Below are 18,549 nucleotides of genomic sequence, written 5' to 3'. Positions count from 1 at the left end.
CACACGACGCTCGGCTGCGTCCCCTGACGGCCCGGCACCCACGGAACTTGATGGCACGGGATGGAACGCCTTAGTAACCATCAGGCATTTTCCGCCCCGACCGCGAGAGGCGGCACCGTGGGTAACACGCACAACGGGAGGCGGCCGTGACGCTCGTCGGGCTCCGCTGGATCAAGACCAGGGCCGCCGATATCCACCTCCTGCCGGAGTTCACGTCGCCGCAGCTGTTCCGCCTGCTCGTGGCCAACGTCCAGGACGCGAACGGCACGATCACGGAGGTCCCGGCGTTCACCGTGAACAACGTGACGTTCGAGTTCGCCGAGGAGCCGCTCAGGGGCCTGGGCCAGGCCAACGGCGCCCCCATGGACCCGGGCAGGGGCTCGGTCGCCGTGGCCTTCCAGAACAACCTGGCCGGGCACTCGTTCGTCATCAGGGCGACGGCGACCGCGGACGGCGCGAGCGCCGAGACCCGGATCCGGATCCACGTCCACAACGCGATCAAACGGATGTGGCTCACCCCGAAACGGCTGACCGTGCGCAACGGGGCCAAGGACGTACGGTTCTCGGTGCTGGCCCAGTTCGACGACGACACGATCGGCGACATCACGAACTGGTCGCCGCTCACCACGCCGAACGGCGACACCGACTTCACCTACGTCCACCGCACCGGCGCCAACGCCCCCGTCCTGACCTGGTCGTCCGCCACGGGCCCGGTGAAGGCCGACCCGCAGACCGGCGTGCTGACCGCCTCCGCCAGCACCGGCGGCAACGACGTCACCGTTCAGCTCGGCACCACCACGGCCACGGCGCGGGCCGAGTGCGCCGTGCCCTGGAAGACGCAACGCGTGGTGGACCTCGTGGCGGGCCCCGGCATCAAGAGCAGCAACTTCGTCTTCAACATCCTGTTCCTGCCCGACGGCTTCACCAAGGACGACAAGACGACGTACGAGCAGCGCATCGCCATGATCGTCAAACGGCTGGAGGTGCGCGGCAGGAGCTCACCGTTCGGCCTGATGCCGGGCAAGGTCAACTACTGGCGCGGCTGGCTGGCCTCGCCCGACGCCGGCATCACCGTGCCCACCGAGCTCGACCGCACGATCACTGTGAACGGCGTCACCAGAGGCGAGCCCGTGTCTCTGCCGACCATCTTCGATCCGGCGGCGGCGAGCTGGGACCTGCCCGACCTGATCAGCGCCGTCGGCCTGCCGAACCCGCATGACGTCGAGGGCAACAACCTGGGCGCCAGGGTGGCGACCTGGCGGAGCATCTACGGGACGGCCGTGACCGCCGCGCTGGCGGCGCCGGCGTTCCCCGCCTGGTTCGAGCTGCGGGACCGGGTGCTGCTCAACGAGCGCGACACCGCGTTCCACATGGCCTTCGGCACCCGTCCGTCCCTGGACGTCACGGAGGACGAGCACACGCCCGTCGTGAACCCGTACCGGCTGGCGGACGAGGACCTCAACGGCTTCCTCGATGGGCTCGTCGACAAGAAGAACCGGGCGCTCGGCACGCTCTGGACAACGGGCAAGGACAGGGATCTCGTGGTGATCGTGTGCCGGTCCTCGCGCGACGGCGGGGTCAACAACTCCCGCCGCCTGTCGAAGACGGAGTTCGGCCGCACCATCGGGGTGACCATGGCTGAGCGCCCGTTCCACCAGCTCGCGGCCAACCCCCAGAACGACGGGTTCGACCTGGTGCCCGACGCCATCCCCACGGACGTGTTCTACTCTCTGTGGCTCAACACCGCCCACGAGCTGGGCCACTCCTTCGGCCTGGGCGACGAGTACGGGGGTCTCGTCGCGCCGCCGACGAAGGTCGAACTGTCCGACGCCGCCGCCCGGCCCAACATCGCGCCCCGCGACGTGGTGGCGCCCGGCGGCGTCATCGACGTCACCAAGATCAAGTGGGCCGGGTGGCAGCGGATCGCCAAGGCGGGCGCGACACTGGGCACCACCGGCCCCGATAGCGGCCCGTACACGGTCGCGCTCGCCGACGCCCAGAAGATCGGCTTCCGCAAGGGCGACGCCGTACGCCTGCGCCGCCGCCCGCTCGGCACCGCAGGCGCCCCCTCCTCCCTCTGCACGATCGACTCGCTCCCCGACGCCGACCACGTGGTGATCTCGCCACAGCCCGGCCAGACCTCCTTCAAGGCGGGCGACTTCCCCTCCGGCAGCATCCTGTTCGCCCCTGTACTCGACAAGGACGGTGCCGAGTTGTTCCTGGCCGACAAGAAGACCGTGCTCAAGCGCCTGACGGACACCAACAACCCGCTGAACGCCCTGCCGGGCGACGCCAAGGGCCGGGCCTGCGACAACAAGACGAACCTGCCGGTGCCCACCGCCGCGAGCAACTTCCCCGGCGGCGTCGCGCCGACGCTGCCCACGTTCTCCTCCTGGAACATCGGCCTGTTCGAGAACGGGGGCCGGCACAACTGCGGCATCTACCGCCCCACGGGCGTCTGCCTCATGGTCCAGAACGCCCAAGAGGACGTGAACGAAAAACCGGTGAACTTCAACGACCTGTGCATCGTCTGCCGCTACGCCATGGTGGACACCGCCGACCCCACCCTCCACACCCAGGTCGACGCCGAATACCGGGCCCGCTACCTCAGGCCGCAGTCATGAGCGGCGACCAGGGCACGCTCGGCCGCCTGGCCGCCCGCCTCGTCGGCACCGTACGGCCCCTCGAGGAGGCGTTCTCCGACGAGGACGCCTTCCGCGTCCTGCTGCTGCAACTGGGGTGGGAGGCCGACGGCCTGCCGGCCTCCTACCTCGCGGTCGCCGACACGGTCGCGCAGGCCGTCGCCGCCCTCGAACGGCTGACCGACGGCGCCACCACAGAGGAGATCGTGGCCGTCATCGGCAAGGCGGGCGACGTCTACCGCGCGATCAACGCCCTGACCGATGCGCCCGCGGGCATCGACCCGGCCGCTTTCCTGCCCGAGCTGGGGCGGCGCCTGTTCGAGTATCTGCTCGGCCGCGAACTGATGTCCGAGGCCCGCGACTGGTTCGCCGCGTTCGAGGCGCTGGGCGTCGTCGCGCTGGAGGCGCATCCGGCCACCGCCACGCGGCCGGACTTCGTACGCGTGCGCTTCGACTGGGACCAGATCCCGGCGATCCTGTCGGACCCGTCGCTCATCCCGGCCAGGATCTACGGCTGGGGCACCCCCGACCTCGATTTCCGCAAGATCGTCGAGCTGGTCACCGAGCTGGCGGGCGGCATGGGCCTGCCCGCCTCGCTCGACATCCTGACCGACGAGCAGGTCGCGCCGCTGCACGACGGCGCCACCCCGCGCGACATCGCCAACCTCGGGATGACGGTGACGGCCGCCCAGGTGCCGCTGCCCGACGGGACCACGCGGCCGGTCGGCGTACGGGTCACCGGCCTGCCCGCCGAGGACGGCAGGCTGCCCGGCATGATCGTGCTGCCGGTGTTGCCCTCCGGCCTCGACGCCAACGTGCCGCTCGGCGGCGACTGGTCGTTGCGCGTACGGGCCAAGACGGATTTGGCCAACCAGCTCGGGGTGTTCGCCAGGCCCGGCGAGCTGGGCGTACGCTACCCGGGCGCCCCCGGGCAGCCGCTGCCCAGCGCCGGGTTCGGCGTGTCGCTGGTCTTCGCGCCGCCGTCGCCCGTACGACTCTTCGGTGAAGAGGGGCAGACCCGCCTGGAGCTGTCGGGCATGACGGTCTCCGCGTCCGTGGACCTGCGCGAGGGCCGGCCTGAGGTGTCCGTCACGGTCGGGGTGACCGGGCTGGCGCTCGTCATCAACACCGAAGGCGCCGACGGGTTCCTGGCCACGGTGCTCGGCAGCGGCGAGTCGCGGGTGGAGATCCCCGCCGAGCTGTCCTGGTCCAGCCGTACCGGCCTGCGCCTGGCCACCCGCGCGGGGCTCGAGGTCAGCACCGACCTCAACCTCGACCTGGGCTTCATCCACGTGAACCGGGCCCTGTTCGCGCTGGTCCTGGACACCGGCGCGCCGGCGCTCGTGGCCCGCGCGGCAGCGTCGTTCTCCGGATCGCTCGGGCCCTTCACGTTCGTGGTGGACCGGTTCGGCGTGGAACTGCCCGTGGCGTTCAGGCCCGGCAACGCGGGGCCGTTCGACGTCTCGCTCCGCATCGCGCCGCCGACCGCCGTGGGGCTGGCGCTGGACGCCGGGGCGTTCGCGGGCGGCGGGTTCCTCGGCTTCGACCCCGAACGCGGCGAGTACACCGGCGTGCTGGAGCTGGAGTTCGCCAACTTCGTGCAGCTCAAGGCCATCGGCCTGATCAGCACCCGGCAGCCCGACGGCTCGCGCGGCTTCTCACTGCTGCTGGTGCTGACCGCCGAGTTCGGCAGCGGCATCCAGCTCGGGTACGGCTTCACACTGCTCGGCGTCGGCGGCCTGATGGGGCTGAACCGGGGCATGAACCTGCAGGCGCTCGTGGAGGGCGTACGCACCGGCGCGATCGAGTCGGTGGCCTTCCCCCGCGACGTGATCGCCAACGCGCCCCGGATCCTCTCCGACCTGAGCCGCTTCTTCCCGCCCAGGGAGGGCACCTTCCTCATCGGGCCGATGGCCAAGATCGGCTGGGGCACGCCCACGCTGATCAGCATCTCCCTCGGTCTGATCATCGAGATCCCCGGCGACATCGCGATCCTCGGCGTGCTGCGCGCCGCGCTGCCGTCGGCCGACGACGCGCTGCTGCTGCTCCAGGTGCAGTTCCTGGGGGCGCTGGAGCTGGACAAGTCGCGGTTGTGGTTCGTGGCCCAGCTGTTCCTCTCGCGGGTGTTGTCCATGACGCTCGAGGGCGGCATGGGCCTGCTGGTGGCCTGGGGCGACAACCCGGACCTGGTGATCAGTGTGGGCGGCTTCCACCCCGACTACCGGCCGCCACCGCTGCCGTTCGACGTGCCCGCCCGGATGGCCGTGAACCTGCTCAACCGCTCCAACGCCCTCATCCGGGCCACCGGGTACTTCGCGATCACCAGCAACACCGTGCAGTTCGGGGCGGGTATCGAGCTGCGGCTCGGGTTCGACGACTTCGGCATCGAGGGGAACCTCGCCTTCGACGCGCTCTTCCGGTTCTCGCCGTTCGCGTTCTCCGTGCGCATCAACGGGGACGTCACGCTCAAAGCGTTCGGCGTGGGGGCGTTCACCATCCACCTGGACTTCCGGCTGGAGGGGCCGGCACCGTGGCGGGCGCACGGGAGGGGCTCGATCGGGTTCCTGTTCTTCTCGATCTCCGCGGACTTCGACATCATCTGGGGCGACGCGGTGGCCACCGTGCTGCCGCCGGTGCAGGTGCTGCCGCTGCTGGCCGCCGAGATCGCCAAGCCGGAGGGGTGGGAGACCCGGCTGCCTTCGGGCGGCAACCGCTCCATGGTCAGCCTGCGCCCCCTGCCCGACACCGACGATCTGGTGCTGCATCCGCTCGGGACCCTGTTCGTACGGCAGCGGGCGCTGCCCCTTGGAGTGCGTGTCGACCGGGTCGGGGCGCAGCGGGCCGCCGACGGCCGCCGCTTCACCGTCTCGCCGGTCCAGGACACCGGGCTGGAGGCCGTGTCGGTCACCGGCGACAAGTTCGCCATGGCCCAGTTCCAGGACATGCCGGACGACCAGCGGCTCTCGCGCCCCTCGTACGAGACGCAGGACGCCGGGCTGGAGCTGACCGCGGAGAAGGGCGCCCTGGCCGCACCGCGCGTGGTCCGCCGCGCGGCCCGCTACGAACTCCACATCGTTGATGGCACCCCCGCTCCCGCTCCCGCCCTCGCGCAGGTCAGGAGGGCGGCCGTGCCGGTCAAGCGGTTCCATGACGTGGACAGTGCCGTCTTCGGCGAGTTGCTCCGGGGCAGCAGCACCAGCCGGGCCCCGCTGTCCCGGCGCGAGGAGACGCTGCGGCAGCCGTTCACCGCCGACGACACCGTACGGGTGGCCGCGCAGCGGTTCGTGGTCGCCTACACGCGCAGCAACCGTCAGGCGTTCCCGCCCGGCACGCTGACCCTGGGCGACCGGCCGGCCGCGGCCACGTTCCGCAGCCGGACCACCGCCGAGGACGCCCTCGCCGAGTACGTCACCGCCGACCCCACCCTGGACGGCCGCCTGCACGTCATCCCGGCGACCGAGGCGGCGGCCTCCCCCGCCGTCCCCGGCACCTGGTCGGCCGCGGGCGTGCTGCCCGTACCGGTCTCGGGGGCCGAGCTGGTACGACTGGCGAACGGCAAAGTGCTGCTCGCCGGCGGCGAGAGCCCGTCGGGGACGGCGGTGGCGGCCACCGCGCTGTTCGACCCGACAGGCGATGTCTGGTCGCCGGGCCCCGCGATGACGGCCGCGCGGCGCGGGCACACCACAACCCGCCTGGTGGACGGCCGGGTGCTGGTCGCCGGCGGCCTGGACGCGGGCGGCCGGGCGCTCGGCTCGGCCGAGGTCTTCGACCCCGCGGCGGGGACGTGGACGCCCGCACCCGCCCCCATGATCACCCCGCGCCACGGCCACACGGCCACCCTCCTGCCCAAGGGCCGCGTCCTGATCGCGGGCGGCACCGGCGCCCGGGGCGAGCAGGAGCCCGGCTCACTCACTTCGGCCGAGATCTTCGACCCTGCCACCCGCACCTGGACCGCCGCCGAACCCATGACCGACGCCAGAACCGGTCACCAGACCGTACCGCTCCAGGACGGCAAGGTGCTGGTCACCGGTGGCTCCCTCCTCACCGGCGGGACCCGGGCCGACGCGCTCGCGTACTGCGAGTTCTACGATCCGAACACCGGCCTCTGGATCCCGACCGGCAGCCTGGCGATCCCCCGGGCGGGCCACCAGGCGACCCTGCTGCCCGACGGCCGCGTGCTGGTCACCGGCGGCGAGGCCGTGGTCGCGCCCGACGGCACCCTGGACCCGCACAGCCTCGACGGCGCCGAACTGTATGACCCGAAGACCCGCAAGTGGACGCGGGCGGCCCCCATGCCGGACGGTGGGCGCACCCGGCACCGTGCCCTGTTCACCGCGGGCGCCGTCCTGGTGATCGGCGGCACCGGCGGCCCCGAGCACACGGCCGGCCACCGTTCCGCGCTCGCCTACATCCTCAAGTCCGGCACGTGGACGGCCGTCGGCGCCCTGAACCTCGGCCGCGCCGACTCCGGCATCGTCCAGCTCGCCGACAACCGCGTCCTGACGGCCGGTGGCATCACGGGTGCGGGCGCCGCGGCGAGCGGCGCGGACGCGTCCGACCCGGCGGCGACCGGCGAGGTGCTGATCCCATGACCTTCAAGGAGATCCGATGACCATTTCCACCGCAGCGCCCGCCGGGTCGTGGACGGGCACGGGCGCACTGCCCGCCGCCGCCACCGCCACCTGGTACGGCATGCACGACGGCCCCGTGGTCCTCGACGACGACGGCACGGTGCTGGTGGCCGGCGGCGCGGACGCCACCTCGACGGCCATCGACGGCAGCGCGGTACGCCTGCCCGGCAACGGCCTGTGGCAGCAGGCCGGCCACCTGGTCACGGAGAGACGCCTGCACACGATGACGCTGCTGCCCGACGGAAACGTCCTGGCCACCGGCGGCCTGGACGCGGGCGGCCAGGGCGTGGCCTCGGCCGAGCTGTACAACCCGGGCACCAGCACCTGGACGGACGCCGAGCCGATGGCCGCGGCCCGCTGGGGCCACAGCGCGGTCCTCCTGCCGGGCGGGTTCGTGCTGGTGGCGGGCGGGACCGGCGCCCGTTCTGGCGCGAGCACGTCGGCGCTGCGCTCGGCCGAGTTGTACAACGCCACGACCGGCAAGTGGAAGCCCGCCCGCGCCATGACCGACGCCAGGACCGACCACACCGCCGTCGTCCTGTCGGAGCGGGCGGTGCTGGTGGTGGGCGGTTCGGCGCCTGTGGGCGCCGCCGACGACCCGGCGCTGGCGTTCTGCGAGCTGTACGACCCGCACGACGACAAGTGGACGCCCACCGGCAGCCTGCAGCGGGGCCGCCGTCACCATCAGGCCACCCGCCTGTCGGAGAATGCCGTCCTGGTCACCGGCGGCACCGCGCCCGGCTCGCCGGGCACCGCACCGTACGACCCGTTCTCGCAGCGCACCGCCGAAGTGTACGACCTGGCGGCGGGAACCTGGTCGGCCGTCCGGCCGATGCCGTCAGGCCGAGCCTTCCACCGGGCGATCCTGCTCGGCGAGGACCAGGTGCTGGTGACAGGCGGCGCGGCGGCCGGCCGGGACGAGTCGGGCTATCGCAGCGCCCTGGTGTACGACGTCACCGGTGACCGCTGGACCTCGGTGGGCGGCCTGGTGACCGGGCGCTGGTCGTTCGCCGCCACCGCGCTGCCCGATGGGCGGGTGCTCGTGGCCGGCGGCACGGTACGCTCCGGGCTGGCCGCCGCCGACCCGGGCGTGGCCGAGCTGACCCCCACCGCCGAGGTGTTCGCCGTGGAGGGCGGGTCGTGAACGCGTACTCGTTCCTGCCGTGGCTGCGTACCGGGATCGCGACGCTGATCGCCGCCGACCCCGGCGGGGCGGAGCGGGCGAGCGTACCGGTGCGGCTGCTGGCCGCCGCGGACGACGGCGCCCGGACGCTGGAGGTCAAGCGGGATGTGCAGCTCTACGGCCCGGGTGACGTGATCGGGGTGGACGCCCGCGCGATCTCCCGGGTGGAGCCGCGGCCCGGCGTCGTCAACTTCGAGCCCAACTTCCTGGCGCACATCGAGTTCTCGGAGGAGGACTTCGTCTGGCGCTACAGCCCCGCCTCTCCCGCGCCCGCGCGCCTGGCGCCGTGGCTGGCCCTCGTCGTCCTGGCCAGGGGCACGGGTGAGAACGCCGCGGGGGCGGAGTTCGCCGAGGCCGGCGGGCGGGGGCCGCTGCCGTCCATCGCCGTGCACGACCCGGCGGGCACGCTGCCGCCGCCCGCCCAGCTCGGCGCGTGGGCGCACGTGCACGTCAACGGCCCCCTGGCTGGGCCGGTCGCCGCCGACGGCACGGCCGCGGTGCTGGGCGCGCTGGGCGAGGTACTGCGCACGAACCCCGATTCCGCCTGCTCGCGGCTGATCTGCCCGCGCAGGTTGCGGCCGGACACCGCGTACGAGGCGTTCCTGGTGCCGGCGTTCGAGAGCGGGCGGCTGGCGGGGCTCGGGCTGGACCCGAACCTCGCCCCCGGCGCGTTGTACTCCGCGTGGGGCCCGCCGTACGCGAACCGGCCCGTTCCCGGGCAGCTTCCCTACTACCACCGGTGGTCGTTCTCGACCGGAGACGCGGGCGACTTCGAGTTCCTCGTGCGCCTGCTGCGCGCCCGGCCCGCCGATCCCCGCGTGGGGCGGCGCGGCCTGGAGGTGCCAGGCGTCACCACGCCGCCACAGCTGGCCGGGGTGCTGCCGCTCGGCGGCGCGCTGCGCGTCCCCGACGTCCCGATCGACCTGGCCGAGAACTGGGACAACTTCCACGGCGCGCCACCGACGGGCACGCCGTACCCGCATCCGTTCGAGCAGGCGCTGGCCGCGGTCGTCAACCTCGCCGACGACTACCAGCGGCACACCCCGGCCGACGCCAACGCCGCCGTACAGGGTCTCGCAGCGCCGGGAGCGGCGGATCCGGTGATCGCGCCGCCGCTGTACGGGCGGTGGCACGCGCTGACCTCGCGGCTGCTCACCCGCCAGGACGGCTCGCCGCTGCCGGCGGCGGACATCCGCAACTGGGTGCACCGGCTCAACCTGGACCCGAGGTTCCGGGTCGCGGCGAACCTGGGCGGCGAGGTGGTGCGCGCCCACGACGAGGAGCTGATGGCGGCGGCCTGGGAGCAGGTCGGCGACGTGCTGGCGGCCAACGGCCGCATCCGCGCGGCGCAGCTGGCCCGCGAGGTCGGCCATGTGCTGCAGGTCCGCCACCTGGACCCGGCACCCTCGGCCATGCTGGAGACGGCGGGCTCGGGCCGGTCGTTACGGCTCACCGCCCCAGCCCATCCCCGGGTCACGACCACCGCCTCACCCCTGAGCGCGCTGCTCGAGCCGGCCGGGCCGGTGGAGAAGGTGGCGGTGAGGTTCAGGGTGGCGACGAGCCAGGTGGCGGCGGCGCCGCTCTCCCCGGCGATGCGCCGCATCACCAGGCCAGGTTCACGGCTCATGCGCACGCTGCCGTTCACCCCAGAACGCCCCCCGGACGCGCTGATCCCCAGGATGGACGCCGACATCGGCCGCGTCACCGCCGCGCCCGCCAAGCGCGCGCCCGCCGCGCTGGTCACCGCCGACGCCCTGGACGCCGAGCTGCACCCCGGCGCCGCGGGTGACCCGGTGGACCGGCTGCCGAAGAGCCCGGACTTCGTGATCCGCGAGATCGGCGACCCCATCGCCCCCACCCCCGGCACCGCCGACGGCCCAGAGGCGGTCCGGTTCAAGGACGCCCTGCGCGAGCTGCACCAAGGGATCGATGAGGCGGCGGCCGTCGGCCGTACCGAGCCGGCACGCCCCCAGCTGGGCGTGGACGCCGCCACCACCGACGTGCTCGACGGCCTGCGCGCCGACGAGACGGTGCCCAGGACGCTGCTCGACTCCGTGGCGCTGCCGGAGCGGCTGCGGCCGTTCGCGTCGGCCTTCATCGAGGCGATGGCGTACCCGATCTTCGACCTGCCCGCGTTCCGCCCCCTGCTGGAGCTGGGCACCGACGCGTTCGTACCGAACCTGGGCCTGCTGCCGCCCAACTCGATCACCCTGCTGGAGACCAACGCGGAGTTCATCGAGGCGTACATGGCGGGGCTGAACCACGAGATGGCGCGCGAGCTGCTGTGGCGCGAGTACCCGACCGACCAGCGCGGCACGCCGTTCCGGCAGTTCTGGGACCCGCGCGTGGCGCTGCCCCTCCCGAACGAGACGCCCGCGCAGCGGCGCGAGCGCGGCTACGACATCCCGCCGCTGCACGAGTGGCCGACCGTGAACGAGCTGGGCACTAACGCCCGCGGCCGGGACGACCTGGTGCTGGTGATCCGCGGCGACCTGCTGCGCAAGTACCCCAACGCGGCCGTCTACGCGCAGAAGGCCGAGTGGCCGCCGGGCGGCGACGGGCTGCCGGACCGCACGCAGCAGCGGCGCCCTGTCGATCCGCCGGGCGGCCTGAGCCCGGCGCTGGTACGGCTGCCCACGTACGAGGCGAAGGTCGAGCCCGACATCTACCTGCTGGGTTTCGATCTGACGGCAGAAGAGGCGGCGGGAGGTCCCGATGACGCCGGCTGGTTCTTCGTGCTCAAGGAGCGCCCCGGTGACCCCAGGTTCGGCCTCGACGAAGGGGCGCCCGTACCGGTCGAGGTGTGGAACGACCTGACCTGGGACGCCGTGGACCCGCAGGGGCGCGGCTTCCTCACGCTCGACCCGGCGACCACGGTCGAACTGGCCGGCTTCGACGGCTCGGGCGACGAGCCGGAGAAGCGGGACCAGCGCGCCGAGGACGAGAGCGTGCCGCGCTGGTTCTCCGGGCTGGGCTCCGCCGACCTGGCCTACATCCTCTGCCAGGTGCCCGTCCTGGTGGCCGTGCACGCACAGGAGATGTTGCCGCGATGACGCTTCAGCTCAGTGACGACTTCCCGGTCCTGCTCGGGCCGGTCCGCGTGGAGATCCGCTTCACCCCCGCCGAGCTGCTGGTGCGGGTCTTCCCCGACGACTGGCAGATCGAGAAGTTCGAGTCCGACCCCACGGAGGCCGAGGTGGGGGCGCTGGACGCGTACTGGATCGCCCGGTGGGCCGCCGGCGGCCGGGCCGGCGCGCTCGACGCGGCCTGGCAGGAGCTGGCGACCCGGATCCCGCCCACGCGGGCGGGCTGGCTGCTGGCCTCCCGGGTCCCGGAGAACCCGGCCGACGAGCCGTCGGGGGTGGCGACCGGCACGACCGTGCTGGTGATCGTGAGCGACCACGCGCCGGCGGCCAACGACCGGCAGCCCGCCGTGACGTACTGGACGGCCGTCTGGCGGGCGCACGGCGACCGGGTCAAGTTGCGGCAGGCGGACAAGGCGCTCAACAACGCCGTGAACACCGACAGGGCCGCCGCGATCCGCGCCCGCCGCCCGGTGGGCCTCGCCGCCGCGCCGGTCGTCAAGGGCAACGACGTGGTCGTGGCGTTTGTGGTGCTGCGGCCGCCGGCGAAGGTGGCGCGGGGCTCCTGGACGCAGGCGGCCACGGCGCGGCTGCTGCCCGACCGGTTCATGGTGCTCGGGTACGCGGGCGGCGAGCAGGTTCTGTCGGCGACGGGCGCGCCGGTGCCAACCTCGCTGCCGGTGGGCCCGCGGCCAGGGGCGCCCGACCAGATCACGATCGACGAGCGTACCGGGGCGCTGCACGTGCCCGACGAGCTGCGCTGGCTCACCGACTTCGACCGCGCCGTACAGAACGGTATGGGCCTGCGCATCCCCCTGGACGACCGCACGCGGAACGGGTTCGACCGGCTCCTCGTCCTCGGCCTGCGCGAGCAGGCGAGCCCGGCGCAGTCGCGGCTCGCCCTGGAGAACCTGATCAAACAGCAGTTACGCGGCCCCGACGGGTACGCGCTGCTCCCGCAGGGCACGCCCACCAACAACACCGGCGAGGCCCCGGCGGGGCAGAGCCCCGAGGACGAGGCCGCCGCCTCCCTCCGCTCCCCCGCCACCGGGACCGACTGGTCCACGCGGACCGACGGGCAGCAGTTCGCCGAGCTGCTCGGCCTCGACCCCGCCGCCCTGACCGGCATGCCGAACGCCGACGGCGCCGACCAGCGCGACGCCCGCGCCGCCAACACCGCCCTGTGGCCCGCCACCTGGGGCTACTTCCTGCAGACCGCCCTGCGCCCCGTCCTCGGCACCGCCGCCGTGGAGGCCACCAGGGACTTCTTCCTCCGGTACGTCTCCGGCCGCGGCCCCATCTCCGCCGTACGGATCGGGCGGCAGCCGTACGGGATCCTGCCGACGACGGCGTTCTCCCGGCTGGCCTGGCCCGCGACCGCCACTCACAGGAAGGCGCTGCACAAGGTCCTGTCGGCCGCCCACGAGGACTGGCTGGCCGCCACCGCCAAGGTGACCAGGCTCGGCGACCGCAACGCCGACCCCCACCAGGCGCTGCTGGACGTCCTGGCCCTCCACCCGACCTCGGCCGAGTACCACCAGCGTTACGCCCGCGGCGTCGAGGACGCCTTCAACCGGGAGAACCTGGGCGGCCTCGGTGGCTCCGTCCTGCCCGCGCTGGACCTGCTCGGGCAGCCCGCCCCGGTGCGGTCGCTGCTGGCCAGGTTCGGCGTGGACGTCGGCGGGCCCGGCGGGAACCCGGAGGTGCTGCGCCGGCTGTTCGCCGACGCGCAACAACCGCTGCTGGCCCCGCTGGTGGACGACCGCCCGCCGTCGGAGACCGACCTCATCCGCGCCTACACCCCTGACGGGCGCAACTACGTGCGCCGGCTGGCCGACCTGGCGGGCAAGGACCTGCACGCCGTACGGCTGGAGCTGGGCTTCTCCGACGACGTGCGCCCGGCGACGCTGCTGTACCTGCTGCTGCGGCACGCCGTGCTGCTCGGCTGGGCCGACACCGCGCGGGCCCTGGCAGGGGCCGGGCCAGACGACCTGGCCGACCCGCCGTTCGTGCACGTGCGGATCCCCGCCGCCGGGCAGCTGATCCCGAGCGAGAGCCGCTTCCGCCGCCTGTACGCGCCCGACCCGGCCGTGACGGGCAGCCAGAGCCAGCTCGTGGTGGACCACATCCCGGGGGCGCTGCTGCAGGGCAGGCCCGGCACCGCCGCGCTGGGCGAGCAGGTCAAGGCGCTCGGCGTGCTCGCCAACCTGCCGACCGCCCGGCTGGAACGGGTGCTGGCCGAGCATCTGGACCTGGCGACGTACCGGCTGGACGCCTGGCGGCTGGGCCTGGCCACCGAACGGCTGAACGAGCTGCGCTATGGGCCGTCCGGCGCCGCGCCGCCCAGCCGCGGCCTGCACCTGGGCGCGTACGGCTGGCTGGAGAACGTGTGCCCCGGCAACGCCCGGCTCACCCCGGTGCCGCTCACCGGCCGGCTCGCCCAGATCTTCGCCGGGAGCGCGCCGCTGCTGCACGATCCGGCGAACGAGGGCTTCGTGCACGCGCCGTCGCCCGGCCAGGCGCGCACGGCGGCGGTGCTGCGGGCAGGGTACGCCGCCAACCGCATGCCCGACTCGCCGCGCACGTTCGCGGTGAACCTCAGCGCGGACCGGGTCAGGACCGCGCTGACCGTCCTGGACGGCCTGCGCCAGGGCCAGTCGCTCGGCGCGCTGCTCGGCTACCGGTTCGAGCGCGGCCTGCACGACCGGCACGACCAAGCCGAGGTGGACCGCTTCATCGCCGCGCTGCGGCTGGCGTTCCCGCTGCGGGCTGGGAAGATCGCGCAGACCGCCACAGAGCCGGACGCCATCCAGCAGATCGAGGCCCGCAACGTGATCGACGGGCTGGCGCTGGTCCGGCACGTCACCCGGGGGAACGCGCCGCGGGCGTACAAGTTCGGGCTGCCGCAGCTGCCCGACGCCGACCCGGACCAGGCGCGGGCCATCAACGAGGAGGTGGAGCGGCTGATCGACGTCAACGACGCGGTCGCCGACCTGGCCGTGGCCGAGTCGACCCACCAGGCGCTGTCGGGCAACGCGCAGCGCGCCTCGGCCAATCTCGACGCCTACGCCAAGGACGGCCTGCCGCCCGACCCCGCCGTCATCGCCACGCCGCGCAGCGGCACGACGCTCACGCACCGCTTCGCCCTGCAGCTGCGGGGCGGGCTGGACCCGGGCCAGAACCCGCCGCGGGCGCAGGCCGAGCCCGCCGTCAACGACTGGCTGTCCGACCAGCTGCCGGACCCGGACGCGGTGGTGGCGAAGGTGACCTGGACCGACCCGGCCGACGGCCACGCGCACGACCACACGGTCTCGCAGGACGACCTCGGCCTCGAGCCGATCGAGCTGCTGTGGACGGTGCGTACCGCGGGCGACGCTGCCCTGGCGGACCTGGACGACCGCATCGTCGGGTTCGTGCTCGACCACGAGCACATCCGCCCCGACACCGAGCTGAACATCGAATACACCCGCCAGGTGCCCGGCAAGGTCACCTTCTTCGAGCTGTCGCCGCTGGTCACCGCGTTGCGCACGCTGCTGACCACGGGCCGTCCGCTGGTGCCGGGCGACCTCGTACCGGCCTCGAGCGGCGCCCCGGCCGACAGGGCCGCCGACGCGGCGGTGTCGTTGCCGCGCGAACGCCCGGCCGCGGTCCGCAGGTCGCTGGCCGACCTGGGCAACGACGCCGCGGACAACCTCAAGGACCTGACCTCGCTCTACCCGGCGCCGCCCGCCGCGCCGCACCGCGCCGACGTGCTGCGGCACATCGACGACCTGCTCGCCGACTACGCGGGGCTGGTGTCGCGGGCGGCCAGGTTCGGCATGGTACGCAGCGGCTGGGGCGAGCTGTTCGCCTGGCGGCGCGGCGTCTACGCCGACGTGCTGGCCGCGGTGGCGGCGGTCGCCGGCCGCATGACCGCGGCGCTGGCCGAGGCCGACACGATCCTGGACGCCTACGATCACCTACCCAAGCCGGCCTCGAACGTGGAGCGCCTGGAGCTGCTGCGCCGGGCCGCGAAGCTGATCTCGCCGACCCCGGCGAGTGAGTTGCCCGACCGGCCAGGGGACCTTCGCGGGAAGCTGAAGGACGACCGCAAGAAGTTCGCCAAACGCCTCGACGGCTTGCGGGAGCAGGCCGAGACCGACGAGCGCACGCTCAGCGGCCTGCTCGACGAGGTCGGCGACCGGCTCCCGCTCGACGACGTGGACCCTGTCGGGCTGGACCTGACGCCGTTCGGCGACCGGGTCGTGGCCTTCGGCCGGGAGTTGCTGGAACGCACGCTCGAACTGCAGGACGAGGTGACCGACCGGCTGGCCGGGGGCGACACGGCGCTGGCCGCCTACGACCAGGCGGTGCCGGGCCCCGAGCGGTTGCGGGCCGGGCTGGACGCGCTGCGCGCGATGCTCGGCGCCGACGCGCTGGCCGTGCCCGAGTACACCCTGCCGGAAGCGCTGGCCGACGACCTGCGCCATGCGCTGCGCGACAGCGACGACCTGGTGGAGCACCTGACGGGGACGCGGGACTTCCCCGTGGACGACTGGCTGCACGGCGTGGCCAGGGTACGCGAGATGCCCCGGCTGTGGGAGCGGGTGGTGCTGCTCGGCGAGGCGCTGCGCGACCACGACGGCCCCGAGCTGCGGCCCGTCCAGCTCCCGTTCCGCCAGCACGACCACTGGCTGGGCATGGAGTTCGCCTCCGGGGCCGCGATCGGCGAGGACAAGCTGCTGCTCACCGCCCACTACGCCGACGACGACGAGGACTTCGACGACGAGCTGTGCGGGCTGCTGCTGGACGAGTGGACCGAGGTCATCCCGGCCGAACGCGAGGCCACGGGCATCGCCGTGCACTCCGACAGCCCGGACTCCGAGCCGCCGCAGGCGATGTTGCTGGTCGTGCCGCCCGCCAAGACCGGGGTGTGGAAGCTGGAGGACCTGGTGGCGGCGGTGATCGAGACGTTCGAGCTGGCCCGGACGCGGCTGGTGGAGCCCGCGCACCTGGACGACCGGGCGTACGCGCAGCTCCTGCCCGCCACGGTGATGTCGGCGACCCGGCAGCCCATCACGATCAGCACCGACCTCGCGGTCGCCAACGCCCGCTGGAAGGCAGACCATGACTGAGACCCGCATCGAGGACCTGGCAGGCGCGCTGACCCGCCGCGAGAACCCCGCCGTCGGCGTGTGGAACCGACTGGAGGGGCGGCCCCGCACCGCCGACTTCGGCCGGGCGCTGCGCGCCGAGGTACGCGACCCGCTGTGGTTGCTGGCCCGCCAGTGGCAGCTCGGCGAGTTCCGGGCCACCGACGGCGGCTCGCCGGTGACCGCGATGTACTCCGTGACCGCGGCGCCGCCCGTACGCTTCCGCCCCGGCCCCGGCGGGACGCCCGTGAACCTGCCCGCCGACCGCCCGCTGGAGTCGGTCGCGGAGCGCCGGCCGCTGCCGTTCGCGTTCGCGGCCGAGCCGATCGCGTTCGACCTGCGGCTGGCGCTCGGGCGGCGGTGGCTGAAGCTGCTGGCGCGCTCCTCCCGGCTGGGCGGCTTCACCGACGAGTACGTCGAGCGTTACCCCATCGACCCGCCCGGCCCCGCCGACATCTCCCGGGTGGCGCACCCCGAGGTGTGGGCGGCCACGCTGGCGGTGGCCGGGCGGCGCATGGACGGATACCTGCTGTACCAGCACCTCAAGGCGGGCGGGCGCGCCTCGGACGGCATCGACGCGCCGCGCCCCCGCCGCGACGACCTGGACGCGCTGGGCCCGCGGCTGACCGGCTGGTTCGACGACCTCATCGAGCAGCCCCCCGCAGACACCTCGAGCTGGGACCCGCGGCGGCTTGAGCACACGTTCTCGGTGTCGGCGGCCACATCTGATGGCGGTGAGCGGGTGCTGACCGCGCCCGAGTATCCGGGTGGCGAGCTGGACTGGCACGCGTTCTCGCCCGACCCGGGCGCCTCGCTCGGCGGGGCGGGCACGGTGCCGGAACCGCTGAACCGTACCGTGTTCCCCGCGCAGGTGCGCTTCTCCGGGATGCCGCTGCCGCGCTGGTGGGCGATCGAGGACGGGCGTACCAACTTCGCCGCCGTCACCCCCGACAGCGCCGACCTGGCCCGGCTGATCTTCCTGGAGTTCGCCCTGGTCTACAGCAACGACTGGTACCTGCTGCCCTGCGACCTGCCCGCCGGGACCCTGGCCACCGTTGACGGGCTGGCGGTGACGGACGTGTTCGGCCAGCGGCGCTGGATCACCCCGGCCGGCGCCGGTCCTGGCCGGCAGTGGCAGCGCTGGTCGATGTTCACGCTCGACGCCGCTTCCCCCGGGCTGCTGCTGCCGCCCGGCACACCCAAGGTCGCCGACGGCCCGCCGGTGGAGGAGGTCGTGTTCGTCCGCGACGAGAACGCCAACCTGGTGTGGGGCATCGAGAAGACCGTGCGCCTGGCCACCGGCGAGGGCCGCGACGGTCACCAGGCCGCCGCCGAGACGCTCGCGCAACGGCGCCGCCCGCACCCGCCCGCGACGCCGGGCCCGCCGCACGCGCCGCTCACCTATCAAGTGATGACCTCGGTGCCGGAGAACTGGATCCCGTTCGTCCCCGTCCACGTGCCCGGCGACAACCGCAGCGTGCAGCTGCAGCGGGCGTCCCTGCCGAGCGAGGTCGACTTCTCCCCGGTGCCGCCCCGTACGGCGCTGCTGCGCGAGGGCTTCGACGCCGGGCAGGCGTACTTCGTGAACGAGGAGGAGGTCACCAGGGCCGGGACGCGGCTGACGGTCTCCTACAACCGCACGCGGACCCGTACCGGGCGGGTGGTGGTGTGGCTCTCGATACGGCGAGGCACGGGACGCGGCGAGCGCTCCGCCGGGCTGGCCTTCGACGTGGCGGCGCCGACGACCTGATCACCGATCAGGACGTACGGTGCTGGTGCTGCCCGGGCAGGGCACTGCCCGGGTGCAATGATGCGGTCCGTACGTTCCGGCGCCCACGAGGAGGTATCCGGCAAGTCCGCCGCGTCCCTGGACGTGCC

General features: G+C 73.6%; 6 protein-coding genes. All 6 read left to right on the top strand.

Translation table 11 applies throughout. From position 1 onward, the window contains the following. The first annotated feature begins 146 nt into the window (after positions 1-146). The 6 genes from ACFPZ3_RS44565 to ACFPZ3_RS44540 are packed head-to-tail and all read left to right on the top strand — an operon-like array spanning position 147 to position 18,421. Positions 147-2,624 (top strand): hypothetical protein, encoded by a 2,478-nt coding sequence (locus ACFPZ3_RS44565; protein WP_379520451.1) that lies wholly within the window; start codon positions 147-149, stop codon positions 2,622-2,624. Continuing rightward, complete coding sequence (locus ACFPZ3_RS44560; protein WP_379520450.1) at positions 2,621-7,234, top strand: DUF6603 domain-containing protein; 4,614 nt, start codon at positions 2,621-2,623, stop codon at positions 7,232-7,234. The genes ACFPZ3_RS44565 and ACFPZ3_RS44560 overlap by 4 nt, the downstream gene beginning before the upstream one ends. A gap of 16 nt (positions 7,235-7,250) precedes the next feature. After that, positions 7,251-8,417, top strand: coding sequence for a Kelch repeat-containing protein (locus tag ACFPZ3_RS44555; RefSeq protein ID WP_379520449.1), 1,167 nt, complete (start codon positions 7,251-7,253; stop codon positions 8,415-8,417). Further along, positions 8,414-11,509 (top strand): hypothetical protein, encoded by a 3,096-nt coding sequence (locus ACFPZ3_RS44550; protein WP_379520448.1) that lies wholly within the window; start codon positions 8,414-8,416, stop codon positions 11,507-11,509. Before ACFPZ3_RS44555 ends, ACFPZ3_RS44550 begins: the two co-directional genes overlap by 4 nt. Then, a complete protein-coding gene (locus ACFPZ3_RS44545) occupies positions 11,506-16,653 on the top strand; it encodes a hypothetical protein (RefSeq protein ID WP_379520447.1) in 5,148 nt (1,715 codons plus the stop codon). Before ACFPZ3_RS44550 ends, ACFPZ3_RS44545 begins: the two co-directional genes overlap by 4 nt. Further along, entirely contained in the window at positions 16,646-18,421 is a 1,776-nt protein-coding gene (locus tag ACFPZ3_RS44540) for a hypothetical protein (protein ID WP_379520446.1), read from the top strand. The genes ACFPZ3_RS44545 and ACFPZ3_RS44540 overlap by 8 nt, the downstream gene beginning before the upstream one ends. Positions 18,422-18,549 lie beyond the last annotated feature (128 nt).

The organism is Nonomuraea insulae (genome assembly GCF_042656245.1).
Note: the sequence above shows the minus strand (reverse complement) of the source record. Positions and strands in the feature narration are given on the sequence as shown.

Coding starts and splice junctions, on each gene's coding strand:
- ACFPZ3_RS44545 (WP_379520447.1), top strand. CDS start 11,506: ATGACGCTTCAGCTCAGTGACGACTTCCCGGTCCTGCTCGGGCCGGTC.
- ACFPZ3_RS44560 (WP_379520450.1), top strand. CDS start 2,621: ATGAGCGGCGACCAGGGCACGCTCGGCCGCCTGGCCGCCCGCCTCGTC.
- ACFPZ3_RS44555 (WP_379520449.1), top strand. CDS start 7,251: ATGACCATTTCCACCGCAGCGCCCGCCGGGTCGTGGACGGGCACGGGC.
- ACFPZ3_RS44540 (WP_379520446.1), top strand. CDS start 16,646: ATGACTGAGACCCGCATCGAGGACCTGGCAGGCGCGCTGACCCGCCGC.